Below are 17105 nucleotides of genomic sequence, written 5' to 3'. Positions count from 1 at the left end.
AAAATCTAAATTATGAAAATCAGTAAATTAATTTTGACCCTTTCGTTTGCGCTTTTCACCTTGGCTTTTTTTGCCTGCAAACAAGCTCCTGAGCAAACATCTTCGTTGGATAGCGAACTGGTTATTTCAAAAGGAATGCAAACAGATAAATGTGGCGAAGCCAAATGCGGTGAGGCTAAATGTGGCGAAGCTAAATGTGGCGAAGGTGCTGCCGAAAAAGACACCACAGCTAAATGCGAAAAAGCTGCTACAACTGAAGAACCAGCTGCAGAAGCAAAATGCGGCGATGCTTCAAAAGAAGCAGAAAGCACTGACAAGTGTGGTGAATAATTGATATTTTAATTTTTGTTGAGATAAAAAAGCCTCCCCGCAAAGGAGGTTTTTTTTATAGTTGTTCCTTGATTTTATCGGCTACTCTGAAAGAATTGGCATAAATGGTGAATGTATGGGTTACACTGCCTCCGGTGGGCATAAAACTGCCGTCGGTTACAAAAACATTGGGTGCATCGTGTATACGGCAATTGGCATCGAGCACCGATTCTTTGATGTCATTTCCAAAACGACAACCACCTGCCATGAGGTTTGCAGGAGGGAGACCCGAAATATTCGATACGATGTTTCTCCCTCCCATTTCTTTTAATAATATTTTAGCTTTTTCAGCAAGGTACTCCCCAACTTTAATGTCATGTGGGTGATTGGCCAGGCGTATTCGTGCCACCGGGGTTTGCCAGCGATCTGTATAAGTTTCGTCCAGACTCACAAAGCAATTCTCCGTAGGAAGCCAATCGCAAAAAACTTCAAATTCGAGACGGCGGGTATCATGAAAACTATACTCGAGTTTTTCCTTTAAGCTTTCACCCCATAAAAGCTTTCCATTTTCCCGCTTTTGTCTTATGGCCCGGCGAATCGGGTTGGCATGTCCCATGAGAAAATCGATGGTGCCTCCCTTTATGGGATTCATAAACTCAGGATAATCGTGAATTACATACCAATCTTGCAAGGCACGATTTACAAAGCTGTTCAGGTCAAGTATGCTTTCAAATGCATTCTTTTCAAAATCGCTTCGGTGAAATTCTGCACTACCAATACCACCGGCCGAAAAAAGAAGGTTTTTACCAACCTGCTGGTGATTGTTACCCAATCCATTTGGGTGTTTTTTACCTTTCGACAATAAAAGCAGACGACTGGTTTCTACAGCCTGGCAAGCGACTACAACAATTCTTGCTTGCACATTTTGCATCTTTCCTTCCAAATCATAATAGTGCACCTTGTTTACCATTCCATCCGAATCACTTTCGAGGAAATATACTTTCGAGTTAGGGCGTATCTCGCAATTGCCTGTTTTAAGAGCAGGATCGAGAAGTGCAGCACGCGAACTGCCTTTGGCTTTTGAAGTGCATCCATAACTTCCGCAATAACCGCTGTAAATGCAGGCCGAACGCTCATTCAGCGAATTGGTTAAAATAGCCCTTGCCAGAGGAATGGGTTGATAACTTAATTTTGCCCCTGCCTGTTCTACTAGTTTTGCGAAATGGTGTTCGCGACTTGGTGGGAAAGGGTAATCGGGTGTAGATCTGGGTTCGAGAAAGGGATGGTCAACAACCCTGCCCGATACACCCACAATGCGTTCTGTTTTTTCGTAATAGGGCTCCAGGTCTTTGTATTCGATTGGCCAATCAACCACATTAGCTCTTTCAATAGTGCCGAATTCACTCAGCAATCTGAAATCAATAGGTTTCATGCGATGAAAGAACCCACTCATCAGGTTCGACGAACCACCTACCATATTACCATTCCAAAAACTCCACCCACTGCTTGCATTGGAACGGATTTTCCATTCTCCGTTTATTAATTGTTCGATGGCATGAGGTTCATCCTTTAATTCAGGAGTGTAGGTGTTTCTGCGGCAACAGGCTATTTCGTCTTTGGTAAAATCTTTTTCAGTAAGCCAGGGTCCTTTTTCAAGTACCAACACCCTATATCCGGCATGTGCCAGTTCATAAGCGACAGGACCTGCTCCTGCGCCACTTCCGACAATGCATACATCATATTCTTGTTTCACAGGTATTGGTATTTGGTTCTATTGTCGGGCCGCGGATAACCGGTTTGGTGCTTTAACCAACTCCAGCCTATTTCATTCGGGTTACTGCCATAAACAGGGTCGGAGAGGAGCGCCTCTAAAATATAGGTTAGGTTATTGGAAATCCATTGCTCTCCATTTTCGTAACTGACTAAATCGAGAAGAACTTTTTCTTTTTCTTCGCTGGTAAGCGAAAGTAATTCTTTCCCAAACAGAGTTTGCGAAGTCTCGCTGGTCCATTGAATACCGAATAGCAGTAAACGCTTGTCGTAGTCTTTTACCTGAGGGTCGGAAAGCATTTTTTTTACATAAGCTGCCGAATGTATTTCTTTTGCACCCGGTTTATTTGGGCCAGAAGGAAAAAGATGCTCATGAATGCTTTCCAGCAATTGAAACTGATCAGGAGTGAGCCCATAACTTGCCGGAACAGACAAACTTCGCTTGCATGCATTCAGGGCAATGGTCAGCATCATTCCAATAAACCCGAAAATGAATACAAATCTTCTGCGTGAAATCATGGTTCAGACAAGCATTAAAAACGCTTAAAATACATCTTTTTTCATAAACCCCTCATAAAATCAATAAAACAAAACTCCAGGGTTGTCATTATTCAACCCTATTAGCGCAAAAAAAAAACGCCGGATGAGATTTCCGGCGTTTGATTGAAGAAAATATGATTTAATATGCTCGTGCAAAAACTACCCTTCGGGCTGAGGGCTTTCCGGATAATATACATTTACCAGGTCCTTCCTCTGAAGGTTCTAGTGGAATGCACCGAATGGTTGCCTTTGTTTTATCTTTTATAGTTACTTCAGTTTCGGTGGTACCATCCCAATGAGCTAATACAAAGCCACCTTTATTTTCAATGAGGTCTACAAACTCATCCCAGGTGTCTGCTTTGCGTGTATTTTCTGTGCGAAAATCAAAGGCTTTTTTGTAGATATTCTCCTGAATGGCTTCCAACAAATCGGGCACATAATTGACAATATTCTCAAGTGCTACAATTTCTTTTTCCAGGGTGTCGCGGCGGGCTATTTCGGCAGTGCTGTTTTCAAGGTCGCGCGGCCCAATGGCAATTCGAACCGGAAAGCCTTTTAATTCGTATTCGGCAAATTTCCAGCCGGGTTTATGTGTATCGCGGTCGTCGTATTTTACAGTGATACCTTTGGCTTCGAGGTTCTTTTTTAGCTGAAGCGCTTGTTCAGAAATTGCGGCAAGTTGTTCGGGTGTTTTATAAATCGGTACAATAACTACATGGTAAGGAGCCAGTTTTGGTGGCAGCACAAGTCCATTGTCGTCGGAATGCGCCATAATAAGTGCACCCATCAGGCGGGTAGAAACTCCCCAGGAAGTAGCCCATACGTATTCCAGTTTGCTTTCTTTGCTAAGGTATTTTACATCAAATGCTTTAGCAAAATTCTGTCCGAGGAAGTGAGATGTACCCGACTGTAGGGCTTTCCCATCCTGCATCAAAGCTTCGATACAATAAGTGTCCTGTGCACCTGCAAAGCGTTCGTTGGCCGATTTAAGGCCTTTCAAAACAGGCAAAGCCATAAAGTTCTCTGCAAAATGCGCATATACTTCGAGCATTTTTTTTGTTTCTTCCACAGCTTCGTCCTGCGTTGCATGTGCCGTATGGCCTTCTTGCCAAAGAAATTCAGCGGTGCGTAAAAACAAACGGGTACGCATTTCCCAGCGAACCACGTTGGCCCATTGATTACACAAGATAGGAAGGTCGCGGTACGATTGAATCCAGTTTTTATAAGTGTGCCAGATTATGGTTTCGGAAGTGGGCCGTACGATGAGTTCTTCCTCCAGTTTTGCATTTTCATCTACTACAATTCCTTTTCCATCGTCCGAAGTTTTTAAACGGTAATGTGTTACCACGGCACATTCTTTGGCAAAACCTTCAACGTGGGCAGCTTCTTTACTGAAAAAGGATTTGGGAATGAATAGAGGAAAATACGCATTCACGTGCCCAGTATCTTTGAACATTTTATCGAGAGCGGCTTGCATTTTTTCCCAGATGGCATAGCCATAGGGTTTAATCACCATGCAGCCTCTTACGGCTGAGTTTTCGGCCAAATCGGCCTTCATCACAAGGTCGTTGTACCACTGCGAATAATTCTCTTTTCTACTTGTTAATTCTTTTGCCATAACAGCTTTTTGGTATGGTATTTGAAATATTAAAACGAAATTTGTGCAAAGTAAACAAATATTCTTTATAAATACACAACCAAAAGACGGAGGGATGGCCATGAAACGCACCTTAATTTACCTCACTTTTATTATGCTGGTTCTTACTTCCTGTTCCAGTCTGAAACATTCGTCCTACAACGAAAATGATGACCTTTATTATAACCCAAAAAAGGACGAGAAAGCCAAAGCAGAGGCCGAACTAAAAGAGAAAGAAGCTCGTATCCAGGAGCTCGAAGCTCAACTTGCTGCAAAAGAATTGGCAGAACAGGATAACAGCCAGAACGGGGCATTGACTGCTGCCGGAACTACCGAACAGGTTATTCCTGAAGAACAGCAAGAAAACTACGATTATGTTGATAATTATTATGTTGATACCGATTATGAATCAGAAATCAACCGCTTTAACGACGATTGTATCTCATGTGGGTATTACGAGCCGGTTGTCAGCAGTCCTTCTATACGTTACAGCGTGAGCGTATACTCAGGTTATCCTTATTATGGTTGGGGCGTTTCTTACGGATACCCCAGTTATTATTATTCGACCTATTACGATCCCTGGTATTCTCCTTACTATTATTACAGACCTTATCCTTATTATAGTGCCTATTCGGTCAGTTACTACCACCATTCATATCCTTCGTATTATTACCCTGAGACCTATTATAAAACTACTTCGTCGGTAAATGGAAGACGATATTCGGCTTCAAATACCTCCACTACCAATGTAAGGGGTACTTCGGTAAGTGCAAATACTCGCAGGCCGGTAGTATATAGTACTTCGGGTTCAGCTTCTCAATCGAACAACAACGTATCAACCAGGTCTTATGGAGGAAGTGTTAGTTCAGGAGCAGCTTCTACTCAAACAAGGACCTCCGCTGGAACAAGCACTCCTGTGCGGACTACCCCGTCTGGTTCACAACAATCTACCGGTAACTACAAATCAACCGGAGCTGAAGGTGGAAATACTGGTGGCTATACACGTCCTTCAGGAAACAGCAGTTCCGGATACACCCGTCCGACAAATACTTACAACCGGCCAAGCGATAATACCCGTAGTTCAACCTACACTGCTCCTGCAAATACCCGCCCGACACAAAGTTCTGGGGATGGGAACAGCACTTACCAGCGGCCAACTAATTCGGGAAGTTCAAACAATACTCGCACGGCGCCAGCTAACAACAACACTAGTCCGCAACGCACTTATACTGCACCGTCTACCACACGACCTGCGCAAAGTTCTGGTTCCGGAACGGGTAACAGTACCTATCAGCGGCCTACCAACTCTGGTAGTTCCACCAATACACGCACCGCGCCTTCCAACAGCAGCAGTTCCTCACCACAACGCACTTATACTGCACCTTCTAACAATTCTTCCAGAAGCAGCAGCACTCCTTCGAATTCATCTGTTTCAACGCCTTCAAGAAGTTCGTCAGGCAGTTCAGGTTCCAGCTCCGGAAGCAGTTCGGGAGGAGGTACTACAAGACGTAAATAATTAATATCCTTCAATCTACCAGTCATGAAACTATATTTCACACTCTTACTTTTCTTTGCAGGTTTGCTAAACAGCATGGCACAAAGTCATGTCGATGCGCTACGCTATTCGCAACATACAATTGGCGGAACAGCCCGGTCGGTTGCCATGGGTGGTGCTTTTGGTGCACTCGGCGGCGATTTTTCCACCCTGAGCAATAACCCCGCTGGGCTTGGAGTTTACCGGGCTTCTGAATTTACCTTTACACCCGAACTGTACTTCAAGAACACCACCTCACGGTATTTCGGAAGTACCGTGGAAGAAAGTAAAACCAATTTCAACATCAGCAACCTGGGTTATGTGGCGAATATACCGGGGAAAAATGATGTGCTGAAGGCAATCAACCTGGGCATAGGCTTTAACAGGTTGGCCAACTTTCATCGCAATTCGGTAATCGATGGCGATAACCCCAGCACCTCTTTTGGCCATTACCAGGCTGGTATGGCAAATCCTCCAAATGGTTTGGACCCCTTTGGTTCGGAATTATTCAGGGATGCCGGAGTAATTTTATTTGATAGTGTATATGGCTATGTACTGAACGATGACCCTGAGTATGGTTATTATGAGAATGGTAGATTCAGAGAAACAGAACAGCGCATAATAAACAACGAAACTGGTCGTATCAACGAGTGGACTTTTAGTGCGGGATTTAATTTTGGCGATTTTTTCTATGTAGGTGGTACCCTGGGTTGGCACATTGTGCGGTATACCATGGATAGAACATTTAAGGAGTACGATGCCAACGATCGCGACTACAATTATTTTAATTACAACGAGTCGCTCGATGTAACCGGAAATGGTTTTGCCGCCAAATTCGGGTTTATACTGAAACCGGTAAACATACTTCGAATCGGAGCTTCCATCCATGCGCCTGTTTATTACTACCTGAATGAACAATACAGAACTAATATTTCTTCGGTGTTTTTAAATGGTAATACTGAAATATTGTATCCGATCGATGAATATGGTTACAACATTGAATACCTCGAGAATGAATATGAGGTATATACACCTGCCAAGCTCACAGCCAGTGCAGCCGTGGTTCTTGGTAAACTGTTTATTGTAAGTGCCGACATGGATTACATCAATTATGCCTCGATGCGAATGGGTCCCACTGCTGATTTTGATTTAGAGAATGAAAATATTGCGGTGATTTACAAGGATGCCCTTAATATTAAGAGTGGAACTGAATTACGGTTGGGCAAAACATATTTAAGAGGTGGAATAGGTTTTTATGGAAGCCCTTATGCCGAAACCGAAGAAAACTGGGATGCTTACCGGATAAGCTATTCGGGTGGGCTGGGTATTCGCGATGAGGTGTTCTTTTTTGATATTGCCTACCAGTATACCAATTACGACGAACGCGAAATATTGTATCAGGTGAACCTAGACAATGTTGAATATGCACCTGCAGCCAACCTCGATATGAAAGCACATAGGATAATGGCTACCATGGGATGGCGTTTTTAGCAAGAATTGTTTGCAACTTTAATAAAAAAGGCTCCGGAAAATATACGGGAGCCTTTTTATTAATTATGAAAAGTACAGCTATTATTTTTGTTTTATCAAGTCTTCAATTTCGTAAAGGTGCAATTCGAAATGAACCAGGTAGCCCTCCATCATTTCCCGTAACGATACCTGCACACCATCGGCATCAGTCCAGCTATTGGCAAGGCAGTTTTCATCTACATTTAAAAAAAGGTGGCAGAGATGGAGGTTATAGTATTTCCATAGGTTAATCATCAGGCTCCAGTCTTCGGTCTGATAGTGTTGTACTTTTATCCAGATGTCGTTTTGTGGACGGTAATCCGGAAATTCGAGTGTTTCGTTATATTGAAGCCTTACGATACGTTGGTGGTTGTTGCACGCCGAATCAATCATGTGCCCAATTATCTGTTTAATACTCCTGTTTTGCTGATTGAAGCGCTCGGTACGCGCCTCCATGGGAAGTTGAAGTAATCTAACTTCCCAACCTGAAATCAGTTTTTCTATTCTGTCAGCGATGTCGCTAAAGTCCGAACCATTTCGCATATATTTCTTCGATTTATTGGTTTTGCTGCCATCAATGGCGTTAATATGTTTTGGTTTCAACCTAAGAAAAAAAGTAATTTTTTGTTTTTACTCCTTCTAACTGATTGGTTAAATGCTGCAGTAATTTAAAAAAGGCATAAGACCTGAATGCAGATAATTAAAAAAACCATAGCAATAGGATATACTGTAGCGTATGCCACTGAAGGAGCGTTTGTGTCCGTCATCGGATCTACCGCAGCCAGACCAGGAGTACTGGTCATGGCGCCTGTAAGAGCACCAAGCATTGTAAGCACATTCATTTTATAAAATACTCTGGCAGCAATGGCTGCTACAATCATTGGAAAAATAGTTAAAACTACGCCTATAAAAAAGAGCATGATACCATAGGTTGTAAAAGTTTCAACAATGGTTTTTCCGGCATTCGTACCAACCGAGGCAAGAAAGAACATAAGTCCAAGTTGGCGTAGCAATTGATTGGCACTGGCTGACATGGTCCATAATACTTTACCTGTTTTTCCGATGCGACCCAAAAGCAAGGAAATGATTAGAATACCTCCTGTAAGTCCTAAATTGAAGGTGAACGAATCGCCAAACGAAATGGAAAGCTGCCCCAACAAAATGCCAAGTACAATGCCTGCAGCAATAGGAAAGAAATCGGTGTCGGAGAGTTTTTTGTCGTTATTCCCAAAAAGGCTCATAACCTGTTTCATGTTATCGCGGCTGCAGGCTACCATCAGTTTATCGCCCATTAGAAGTCGCAACTGCGGATTGGGTGTAATGTCAATTCCACTGCGTCTTACACGGGTGATGGTGGCATGATAATTACCCCAAAGGTTAAATTCTCCAAGCGATTTATTTACTACTTCCTTATTCGTTACCAATACCGATTGAAGTTCAAAGTTTTTTCCCATAGGGATCTCTTTCTCGGTAGATTGACCAATTAGCAGTTCGATTCGGCGTAAGGCTTCCTCTGAGCCCACCGCCCTGATCAAATCTCCCTTTTGAAGTATAGTATCCGGTGAAGGCGGGAATGCTTCACCGTCTTTTGAAATCCTTGATATCACCGCTTGCGTAATGGTACGGATTCGTAATTCAGCAAGCGATTTTCCGATGACCTTTTCATTTTCCACCGTAAAGTTGCGTGGATAAAGCTCATCAAAATGAGATTGTGTATTTGCCTCATAGGCTTCTTCTTCCTTTGCAATATTCACCTTAAACAAGCGGGGGTAAAGCCTCACAAACAAAATTACACCAATAACACCAAACGGATAAGCGATACCATAACCAATGGATGCCAAAGAAGATTGGGTACTCACAATCGCTGCTGCCAAACCGGGAGTACTAGTAAGTGCCCCGGAAAGCAAACCAATGGCTATATTTTTATCAATATTCAGGAACCAAATACTGGCTAAAGTTAAAATCGAGGCCGAAATTGTAACAATCACAGCCAATACAACAAGCTTTCTCCCATGGGTTTTAAAGGAATCAAAAAAACCCGGTCCGGCTTGCATGCCTATGGTATAAATAAATAATATCAAACCTATAGTGCCTAGTATATCGGGCAATTCAACACCCAGGTGACCAAACAGGAGTGAAACAAAAATAATGGCTGAAACATCGAGCGAAATCCCTTTTATTTTAATGTTCCCGAGTATAAAACCCAGGCAAATGATTAAAAAGAGGGCGAAATAGTCGGAGAAAAACAGTTCCATTCGGTTTTGTATTGCTGAAATATCAAAGATACTTGAAATGGCATTTCCTCCTTACTATTCTTGCATTTATTCGTGAGACTTAAATTTCATGAGTTCACGAAATGAAATTTTATAGTCGAATCCCGATTTACCCTAAAATCCGCATGTGAATGAAAGAACGTCAATTAGAGTGCGTCATTGCGAATGAAAGGAAGCAATCTTTTATTAGAGCAGATTGCCGCACTACCGCTTGCATTGACAGCAGACCTGCGGATTTTAGGTTACATCGGGACTGAAAGCGGGTGCGCGGGTAAATACCCCGCCTCTTGAAGCGAATAAAATAAAGTCCTTTGTTGATACTCCGTCAGATTGCTGCGGGGAGCTTCATTCTTTAGAGGGATAGTTTTCATGTCATCTTTAATAATAACTTTTTAAACTGTGTTTCTTAAGCTGTAAACAAAAAAAGTGGCTGCTTTTTAAAACAACCACTTTCTTGAGATAAAAAACCAGTACTATCCAATATAATGAAAGTGCGGACCAAATCGTTCAAAAGCTGCTTTGTCCAGTGCTTCGCGGTGGTCGGGGTGGGCGATAGAGATAATGAGTTTAGCCCTTTCTTGCAGGGTTTTTCCATACAGGTTCACAGCACCATGTTCGGTTACCAACCAGTGCATATTGGCGCGGGTTGTTACCACTCCCGAGCCTTCGAGAAGGGTAGGGGTAATTTTCGATACACCTTTAGCAGTCACTGATGGTATGGCAATAATGGGTTTTCCTCCTTCGGAATAGCCAGCACCGCGAATAAAGTCAATTTGACCACCAACACCTGAATAGTGTTTTATGCCGATAGAGTCGGCACATACCTGTCCGGTAATATCCACGGAAAGTGCCGAGTTGATAGCGGTTACTTTGTGGTTCAGACGTATACTGGGCACCGAATTGGTATGCTTCACATCCATCATGGCAACCATAGGGTTGTCGTCGACAAATTCATACAATTTTTCGGTTCCCATGATAAAGGAAGCTACAATCTTGCCATTGTCAATTTGTTTACGTTTTCCGTTCACAACTCCCTTTTCAATGAGCGGCAGAAGCCCGTCGGAGAACATTTCGGAATGTACCCCCAGGTCTTTATGGTTTCCTAATTGTGCCAATACTGCATTAGGTATTCCACCAATACCCATCTGAAGGCAGGCTCCATCTTCTACCAAAGCAGCAACATTTCTGCCGATGGCTGCTTCTATTTCCGTAATTGGGGGGTTGTGATGTAAATAAAGTGGTTCGTCGTGTTCTACAAATAAATCGATATCGCGAATATTAATTTGTGCATCGCCCCATGTGCGGGGAACATATTTGTTAACCTGGGCAATTACCACACCAGCGGTTTCGATGGCAGCGAGCGTAGCATCGACCGAAGTGCCAAGCGATACATAACCATGTTTATCGGGAGGTGAAACCTGCACCATGACTACATTGATAGGTAGGTAACCCTGACGAATCAGTTTTTGTGTTTCGCAAAGAAATACCGGAATGTAATCGGCATAACCTGCCTGGGTTGCTTTGCGTACGTTGCCACCAACAAAAAACGATTCGAGTTGAAATACACCTTCAAATTCAGCATCGGCATAAGGAGCAGGGCCTTCCGTATGTATATGATGTATTTTTACATTTTTCAGCTCTTTTTTTCGTCCTCTTTCCACCATGGCCTTAATAAGGGCATGTGGTGTTACTGCCACACTGCTTAAGTGAACACGATCGCCTGATTTGATGCTTTTTACAGCCTCCTCAGCCGAAACTACTTTATAATTCATGCTATTCTAGATTTATTGATTCGCTGTGAAAATAGGACGCGAATTTAACTATTTTCTTCTTTTCCAATGCAGTCGGAAAGAAAATTACAATTTAACAAGTAGCAAGTTAGATTGAGATTAATGGTTGTAAAATAAACAGTGAAGAGAATAAGATTTATTCACCTGAAGGTTTGTTGCTAAAAAATACGACCAGGATATTGCTTAGGCTACGTTAGGTTCTTGCTCGAGTGGAAACACGTTTTTCAGATGCCAGATGCTGTATTGTTTCACCATTTTAATTAAGTCCATCAGGTTAGGTTCCACATCAATCAGACTAAAGGTTGAATTGGATCTCTCTGCTACACTTGATAACAGGTTTAAACAATCGAAACCCTTGCTGTCGATAAACCGGATGTTTCGCACACTGAGGTATAAATTGGTATTGGGTTGCGCAACCATGCTTAGCAGCATGGGTACGAAAGTTTCGGTGTTTTGAATGGTCAAACAGCTTAACCCACTGATCGACACTTCGATAGATTGGGCCTCTTGCCTATCCAGTCTTGTATGAATTTGAAGATGTTTCATAACTTTTGGTTTTGTGGCTATTTGCTCGTTGCAAATTCAATTAAAGGTAGTGATTTTGATTCCCGGCTTCAATTGTTTTTACATGGGCAGCCTTTATCTGGTGATAAGCAACAATCTTGCCATACCTAATCGGATTTGGTATAGATAAAGCTTGTTTTTTTATTGACGAACGGAAATGGAGTTGGGAGTGCCTTTTAGGAGGCATGATCAATTTGGTTGTGAGATAAATGACGGGATTCTTTCAAACTAAATTATTCAATTTGCTGGTAAGAATTTTTACAGATAGCGATAGTTTGTGGGCCTTCATTGAGCATCAGGTCTAGAAAACTCAGGTTAGGCACAAAGCCAAATTTTGCACCAAATACCTGATAATAAGGAATAGGTTTATAGTGTGGGTCGGGTTTTTGTTTACTTTCTTTCGGATGTATAGAGTTTCTGAAGTCAAATATTCCTTTGTCTTTACCGGGGAATTCGGTCGAAAAATTTATACTTACATCAGAATCCAGGGAAGACATTAATTGCAGCAATACTTTCTGGTTAAAATCGATCAAAAATTTTTCTTTCTTCTCGTAAAGATGTGCCAGTTCCTGCTCAAAAATTTCGAAGAAGGGCGATTGGTTGTACGAAGAGAGGATAGCCCTCCAATGCACTAGCATCCAGTTTGTTTCGTATTCAATCAGAATATCCCTGGTAGCAGAGCGGTTGCCAGAGGGCTTTATAACCGGAATACTCAATTCGAGTGTGCCGTTGGACCCAAGTATCTGGCACCTATTCCGAAAAGACTGTTTCTGATAAGTCTCGTGGATATCAATCACTGAACCAGGATGCCAAAGAAGTTTCGAAATGTATTGCACATTTGGCAGGTAGGCTGTTGAAAGATAAGCTGGTTCTTTGAATTGTAGCATGATTTAAACCCGTAGGAAGTTCAGGAGTGCTAAAGCTTGTTAATCATGCTTGCAAGGTAACCTGCGCCAAAACCATTGTCGATATTTACTACTGAAACCCCGCTGGCACATGAAGTGAGCATGCCTAACAAGGCAGCCAAACCATGAAAGGCTGCGCCGTAACCCACAGAAGTTGGAACAGCTATAACGGGTTTATCCACTGCACCGCCAACAATGCTTGGCAGGGCACCTTCCATGCCAGCCACTACAATAATTACCTTTGCTTCCCTGATTTCGTTTATATGACTATAGAACCGGTGGACACCGGCAACACCCACATCGTAATAGCGTTTAATGGTGTTTCCAAAAATCTCGGCAGTTATTGCAGCTTCTTCTGCTACCGCTAAATCGCTGGTGCCTGCAGCAATCAGTGCAATATGAGTTTTTGTTGGTGTTTGGGCAACTTTTTTCAAGGTAATGGTGCGTGCCAGTTTGTGGTATTCGGCCTCATTGCATTGTGCTTTTACCGCATCGAAAATATCCTGGTTTGCCCTTGTGCCCAAAATGTTCTGATCGCCCTGGTTCATATAATGAAAGATTTCTGCAACCTGGGCAGGCGTTTTACCTTCGCAGAATATTACTTCCGGATATCCAGTTCGCAATGGCCGGTGATTATCGATTTTGGCGAAACCAAGGTCTTTATAACCGAAATCCTTTAATTGTGCCATGGCAGAGGCCACATCCAACTCGCCGCAACTTACTGCTTCGAGAATTTTATTTATGGAGGCTTCGTTCATAATTCAATTTTCTGTATTTCTTTCTGAACCTCTTTAATAACAAGGTTTAATGGTACTTTGTGTTGTTGAGCGGCTGCCCGACACTGGTCGAATTCGGGCTTTGTTTTTAAAAGTTTGTTTCCCATCCATCCGAGTTTTACATCGATGTTACCATAAATGGTGCTTACCCTTACCACCTGACGCCGAAGCATACTTTTTTCTACCCGGTAGCTGCGTATTCCAAGTGAACTGCTTTCTGTAAGAAGTATCCGGCCCAGTTCTTCCTGCTCGCCGGCAGCACACAAAACGCTAATTTTTGTTGCAGGCCGCGATTTTTTCATAATCACCGGGGTTAAATAAACATCCTGTGCCCCGGCTGCCATTAATAAATCGATAAGATATTCAAAATGCTCGGCGGGCATGTCGTCGATGTTGGTTTCGATAATTATTGCCGAAGCCATCTGCAGATCATCATTTTCGGTGCTTTCGGCAAGATGAACCCTTAGAACATTAGGGATTTTCATCTTTCGGTGGCCAATACCATAAGCCGTTTTCGATAACCGAAATTCGATTTGGTCGGTATATTCAACTACCAGGCTTGCAAGAATAGCAGCACCGGTAGGTGTAGTGGTTTCAACCTGCACAGTTCCAAGCCGAACAGGTTTTTCAGCAAGAATTTCAGCCGTAGCAGGAGCGGGTACAGGGAATGTTCCGTGGGCACAATTTACCATGCCACCTCCCAGCTCTATGGTGGAACAAAGCACTTTGTCTGGGGCAATAAAATGGTAACAAATGGCTGCCCCAACCACATCGATAATTGAATCGATAGCACCAACTTCATGAAAATGAATGATGTCCACTGGTTTGTTGTGGATTTTAGCTTCCGCAACAGCTATTTTCTCAAAAATTTGTAAGCTTGTTTGTTTTACTTTCCCATCGAGTTCCGATTCGGAGATCAATTTTTTTATATCAGCATAGTTACGATGCTCATGATGTTGCTGTGAAAGTATAGTATGATTTTTTTTAGGTGTGAGGTTAATCACTACCTTGGTTCCGGATATCCCCATCCTTTCATCTTGAGAAGTAAGAATGGTATAGCCATCTAGCTTTATCTTTTTAAGCTCAGTTATTAAATATTCCAGTGGCACACCCAGATCCATCATAGCTGCCAGGTTCATATCTCCGCTAATTCCAGCAAAACAATGATAATATAGAATCCTCATGAAGGTGGAGTGGTTATATCATTACCAAAAGCAAAAAGGGCTGCCCTAAAACAAATTATTTCGAACCGTTATTCTTATTGTTTCTTTTTACTGCTTTGTAAATAAGATAGGCAATAAATCCAGCGCCTAAAATAATAAAACCATAGGTTATTTCTCTGAAATAAACTTCCCATTTATCGATTAGGAAATAGCTCATTAGAGCCAGTGTAGTATTCCAGATAGCGGAACCTGCAAAGGTATACAGAATAAAATTCTTTACATTCATTTTCGAAAGACCTGCCGGAATGGAAATCAGATGCCGTATACCAGGTATTAGTCGACCAATAAAAGTGGAAGTATTACCATTTTTGTTGAAATAGGCTTCGGCATTTTCGAGCTTATGCTGATTAATAAAAAAAACTCGTGCCCACTTTGAATTTGCCAGCGCATAGATCACTTTCCGTCCAACAGTGATAGACAAAATATAATTAAACATTGCACCAATTACACAACCAATGGTCGAAAAAAGTATTATTAACGACATACTTAATTTGCCCTGATGTGCCAGATATGCTGCTGGTGGAATTACCAATTCTGAAGGAAGAGGAACAAATGAACTTTCGACTGCCATGAGCAATGTGATGGTGCCGTAGTTAAGATTTTCTTTGTACCAGTCAATTACGAGGTTAAATAAGTCGTGCATAGTAAAAATTTTGGGCAAAAATAGTATAATGAGTTACATTACCCAGCATTACCTATTAATTAATGATACATATCGATTTTTTAAATACGAACTCAAGCGTTTTACACTTCTACAAGATTTGTGCGACGAACCAGTTGGAACACCAAGAAAGGAGCACACAGCTTATATTTTTAAGTATGTATCCATAGCTTTGGCTGCCTTACGGCCATCGCCCATTGCAAGTATCACCGTGGCGCCACCCCGAACAATATCACCTCCCGCAAAAATACCGGGCAGGTTCGATTTCATGGTGGCATTGTCTACCTCAATGGTTCCCCACTTCGAAACTTTCAGTTCTGGTGTGCTCTGCGCGATTATTGGATTTGGCGATACTCCCACACTTACAATTACCAGGTCCACATCAATGCTGTATTCCGATCCGGCTATGGCGACAGGTTTTCTACGTCCTGAGCTGTCGGGTTCGCCCAGTTCCATTTTTTGTACAATCATCCTGTTAACACGTCCTTGCGAATCGGCCAGATATTCCACAGGATTAGTGAGCGTATGTATTTCAACACCTTCTTCGATGGCATGAGTAATTTCTTCTTTACGGGCGGGCATTTCATCGAGCGAACGACGGTAAATTATCATGGCTCTTTTAGCTCCCATTCTACGGGCGGTACGTACCGAATCCATTGCTGTATTTCCGCCTCCGATAACTGCTACATTGGTGCCTTTTAATACTGGGGTATCATATCCAGGCTGATTGGCTCCCATGAGGTTAACACGGGTTAGGTATTCGTTGGCTGATAGTATACCATTGTAGTTTTCTCCCGGGATATTCATAAAGTTAGGTAAGCCGGCTCCGCTTCCCACAAAGAATCCACGATATCCTTCCTCCTTTAAATCGTCGAAAGAGGCTGTTTTGCCTACAATGAAATTCTTTTCAAATTTCACTCCCATCTGTTTAAGCAGGTTTACTTCTCTGTCGATAATATAGTTGGGCAGTCTGAATTCGGGTATCCCATAACGAAGCACACCACCAAAATCGTGCAGTGCTTCAAATACTGTTACATCGTATCCGTTTTTTGCCAGGTCACTTGCAGCCGCCATTCCGGCTGGCCCTGATCCTACCACCGCAACTTTTATGTTATTGGCTGGTTTTATCCGTGGTAAAAATGTGCTGCAGCTTTCTATCTCGAAATCGGCAATGTAGCGTTCAAGGTAACCTATTGCTACGGGTGGTTTTTTTATTTTAACATAAGTGCATTTTGCCTCGCATTGTACTTCCTGCGGACAAACACGGCCGCATACTGCCGGAAAAGTATTGGTTCTTTTCATAGTGCGAACAGCCTCTTCCATGTTGCCAGCTTCGATGTGTTTGATAAAACCAGGTATGTCAATACCAACAGGGCAACCATCGATACAAGTTGGAGTAGCACAATCGAGGCAGCGCTTGGCCTCTTGCTGAGCCTGTTGGCGCGAAATACCGCTATTCACTTCCACATTGCTTTTTATGCGGGTGAGTGCTTCTGCTTCGGGCATTTTTACTCTTTCGATAGCACTGCGTTCTTTTGCTTTGATATTTTCGCGTAATTCAACTCTCCAGTGTTCATTGCGACCAGAATTCGAGTTTTGGACCACTGTCATATTT

At 42.5% G+C, this 17105-nt stretch carries 15 protein-coding genes; 3 read left to right on the top strand and 12 right to left on the bottom strand.

The window, feature by feature from the left end; genetic code table 11:
* Positions 1 to 12: 12 nt before the first annotated feature.
* Positions 13 to 330: a hypothetical protein gene (locus IPM71_01945; protein ID QQS51509.1), complete on the top strand. Its 318-nt coding sequence runs from the start codon at positions 13 to 15 to the stop codon at positions 328 to 330.
* Between the two features lie 55 nt (positions 331 to 385).
* Here the strand turns inward: IPM71_01945 and IPM71_01940 are convergent, their stop codons facing one another.
* The 3 genes from IPM71_01940 to IPM71_01930 all read right to left on the bottom strand — a co-directional run bounded on the left by IPM71_01940 (position 386) and on the right by IPM71_01930 (position 4237).
* A complete protein-coding gene (locus tag IPM71_01940; protein ID QQS51508.1) occupies positions 386 to 2062 on the bottom strand; it encodes a GMC family oxidoreductase in 1677 nt (558 codons plus the stop codon).
* Positions 2059 to 2598, bottom strand: coding sequence for a gluconate 2-dehydrogenase subunit 3 family protein (locus IPM71_01935; GenBank protein QQS51507.1), 540 nt, complete (start codon positions 2596 to 2598; stop codon positions 2059 to 2061). The genes IPM71_01940 and IPM71_01935 overlap by 4 nt, the downstream gene beginning before the upstream one ends.
* A 160-nt stretch (positions 2599 to 2758) precedes the next feature.
* Positions 2759 to 4237 carry a proline--tRNA ligase gene (locus IPM71_01930; GenBank protein QQS51506.1) on the bottom strand — a complete coding sequence of 493 codons (1479 nt, stop codon included), beginning with the start codon at positions 4235 to 4237 and terminating at the stop codon, positions 2759 to 2761.
* Positions 4238 to 4280: 43 nt separating this feature from the next.
* On the opposite strand from IPM71_01930, the gene IPM71_01925 reads away from it, so the two are divergent.
* Complete coding sequence (locus IPM71_01925; protein QQS51505.1) at positions 4281 to 5771, top strand: hypothetical protein; 1491 nt, start codon at positions 4281 to 4283, stop codon at positions 5769 to 5771.
* A gap of 24 nt (positions 5772 to 5795) precedes the next feature.
* Positions 5796 to 7280, top strand: a complete 1485-nt coding sequence (locus IPM71_01920) for a hypothetical protein (GenBank protein ID QQS51504.1) — start codon at positions 5796 to 5798, stop codon at positions 7278 to 7280.
* 81 nt (positions 7281 to 7361) lie between these two features.
* Here the strand turns inward: IPM71_01920 and IPM71_01915 are convergent, their stop codons facing one another.
* The 9 genes from IPM71_01915 to gltA form a co-directional block, all read right to left on the bottom strand.
* Positions 7362 to 7841, bottom strand: coding sequence for a DinB family protein (locus IPM71_01915; protein QQS52761.1), 480 nt, complete (start codon positions 7839 to 7841; stop codon positions 7362 to 7364).
* Positions 7842 to 7966: 125 nt separating this feature from the next.
* Complete coding sequence (locus IPM71_01910; GenBank protein QQS51503.1) at positions 7967 to 9553, bottom strand: transporter; 1587 nt, start codon at positions 9551 to 9553, stop codon at positions 7967 to 7969.
* 491 nt (positions 9554 to 10044) lie between these two features.
* Positions 10045 to 11343 carry an acetyl-CoA hydrolase/transferase family protein gene (locus tag IPM71_01905; GenBank protein QQS51502.1) on the bottom strand — a complete coding sequence of 433 codons (1299 nt, stop codon included), beginning with the start codon at positions 11341 to 11343 and terminating at the stop codon, positions 10045 to 10047.
* Between the two features lie 201 nt (positions 11344 to 11544).
* Positions 11545 to 11907 carry a hypothetical protein gene (locus IPM71_01900; GenBank protein QQS51501.1) on the bottom strand — a complete coding sequence of 121 codons (363 nt, stop codon included), beginning with the start codon at positions 11905 to 11907 and terminating at the stop codon, positions 11545 to 11547.
* Positions 11908 to 12158: 251 nt separating this feature from the next.
* Entirely contained in the window at positions 12159 to 12812 is a 654-nt protein-coding gene (locus tag IPM71_01895) for a WbqC family protein (protein QQS51500.1), read from the bottom strand.
* A 29-nt stretch (positions 12813 to 12841) separates the two neighbouring features.
* On the bottom strand, positions 12842 to 13588 hold the full coding sequence (gene larB, locus IPM71_01890; protein QQS51499.1) for a nickel pincer cofactor biosynthesis protein LarB: 747 nt from the start codon (positions 13586 to 13588) through the stop codon (positions 12842 to 12844).
* The gene (gene larC, locus IPM71_01885) at positions 13585 to 14790 is read right to left on the bottom strand and encodes a nickel pincer cofactor biosynthesis protein LarC (protein QQS51498.1); all 1206 of its coding nucleotides are present in this window, start codon (positions 14788 to 14790) and stop codon (positions 13585 to 13587) included. Before larC ends, larB begins: the two co-directional genes overlap by 4 nt.
* A gap of 55 nt (positions 14791 to 14845) precedes the next feature.
* Positions 14846 to 15472 carry a DedA family protein gene (locus IPM71_01880; protein ID QQS51497.1) on the bottom strand — a complete coding sequence of 209 codons (627 nt, stop codon included), beginning with the start codon at positions 15470 to 15472 and terminating at the stop codon, positions 14846 to 14848.
* A 162-nt stretch (positions 15473 to 15634) separates the two neighbouring features.
* Positions 15635 to 17101 carry an NADPH-dependent glutamate synthase gene (gene gltA / locus IPM71_01875; GenBank protein QQS51496.1) on the bottom strand — a complete coding sequence of 489 codons (1467 nt, stop codon included), beginning with the start codon at positions 17099 to 17101 and terminating at the stop codon, positions 15635 to 15637.
* Between the last annotated feature and the right edge of the window lie 4 nt (positions 17102 to 17105).

Source organism: Bacteroidota bacterium (assembly GCA_016699695.1).
Lineage (GTDB): Bacteria > Bacteroidota > Bacteroidia > Bacteroidales > UBA10428 > UBA10428.
The sequence above is the reverse complement of the archived record's forward strand: the minus strand, read 5'-3'. Positions and strand labels throughout refer to the sequence as shown.

Bases quoted from the DNA above. Each gene is read 5' to 3' on its own strand.
- larC (QQS51498.1), bottom strand. From the start codon at position 14,790: ATGAGGATTCTATATTATCATTGTTTTGCTGGAATTAGCGGAGATATG.
- IPM71_01915 (QQS52761.1), bottom strand. From the start codon at position 7,841: ATGCGAAATGGTTCGGACTTTAGCGACATCGCTGACAGAATAGAAAAA.
- IPM71_01880 (QQS51497.1), bottom strand. From the start codon at position 15,472: ATGCACGACTTATTTAACCTCGTAATTGACTGGTACAAAGAAAATCTT.
- larB (QQS51499.1), bottom strand. From the start codon at position 13,588: ATGAACGAAGCCTCCATAAATAAAATTCTCGAAGCAGTAAGTTGCGGC.
- IPM71_01945 (QQS51509.1), top strand. From the start codon at position 13: ATGAAAATCAGTAAATTAATTTTGACCCTTTCGTTTGCGCTTTTCACC.
- IPM71_01905 (QQS51502.1), bottom strand. From the start codon at position 11,343: ATGAATTATAAAGTAGTTTCGGCTGAGGAGGCTGTAAAAAGCATCAAA.
- IPM71_01910 (QQS51503.1), bottom strand. From the start codon at position 9,553: ATGGAACTGTTTTTCTCCGACTATTTCGCCCTCTTTTTAATCATTTGC.
- IPM71_01895 (QQS51500.1), bottom strand. From the start codon at position 12,812: ATGCTACAATTCAAAGAACCAGCTTATCTTTCAACAGCCTACCTGCCA.
- IPM71_01900 (QQS51501.1), bottom strand. From the start codon at position 11,907: ATGAAACATCTTCAAATTCATACAAGACTGGATAGGCAAGAGGCCCAA.
- IPM71_01920 (QQS51504.1), top strand. From the start codon at position 5,796: ATGAAACTATATTTCACACTCTTACTTTTCTTTGCAGGTTTGCTAAAC.
- IPM71_01930 (QQS51506.1), bottom strand. From the start codon at position 4,237: ATGGCAAAAGAATTAACAAGTAGAAAAGAGAATTATTCGCAGTGGTAC.
- gltA (QQS51496.1), bottom strand. From the start codon at position 17,101: ATGACAGTGGTCCAAAACTCGAATTCTGGTCGCAATGAACACTGGAGA.
- IPM71_01935 (QQS51507.1), bottom strand. From the start codon at position 2,598: ATGATTTCACGCAGAAGATTTGTATTCATTTTCGGGTTTATTGGAATG.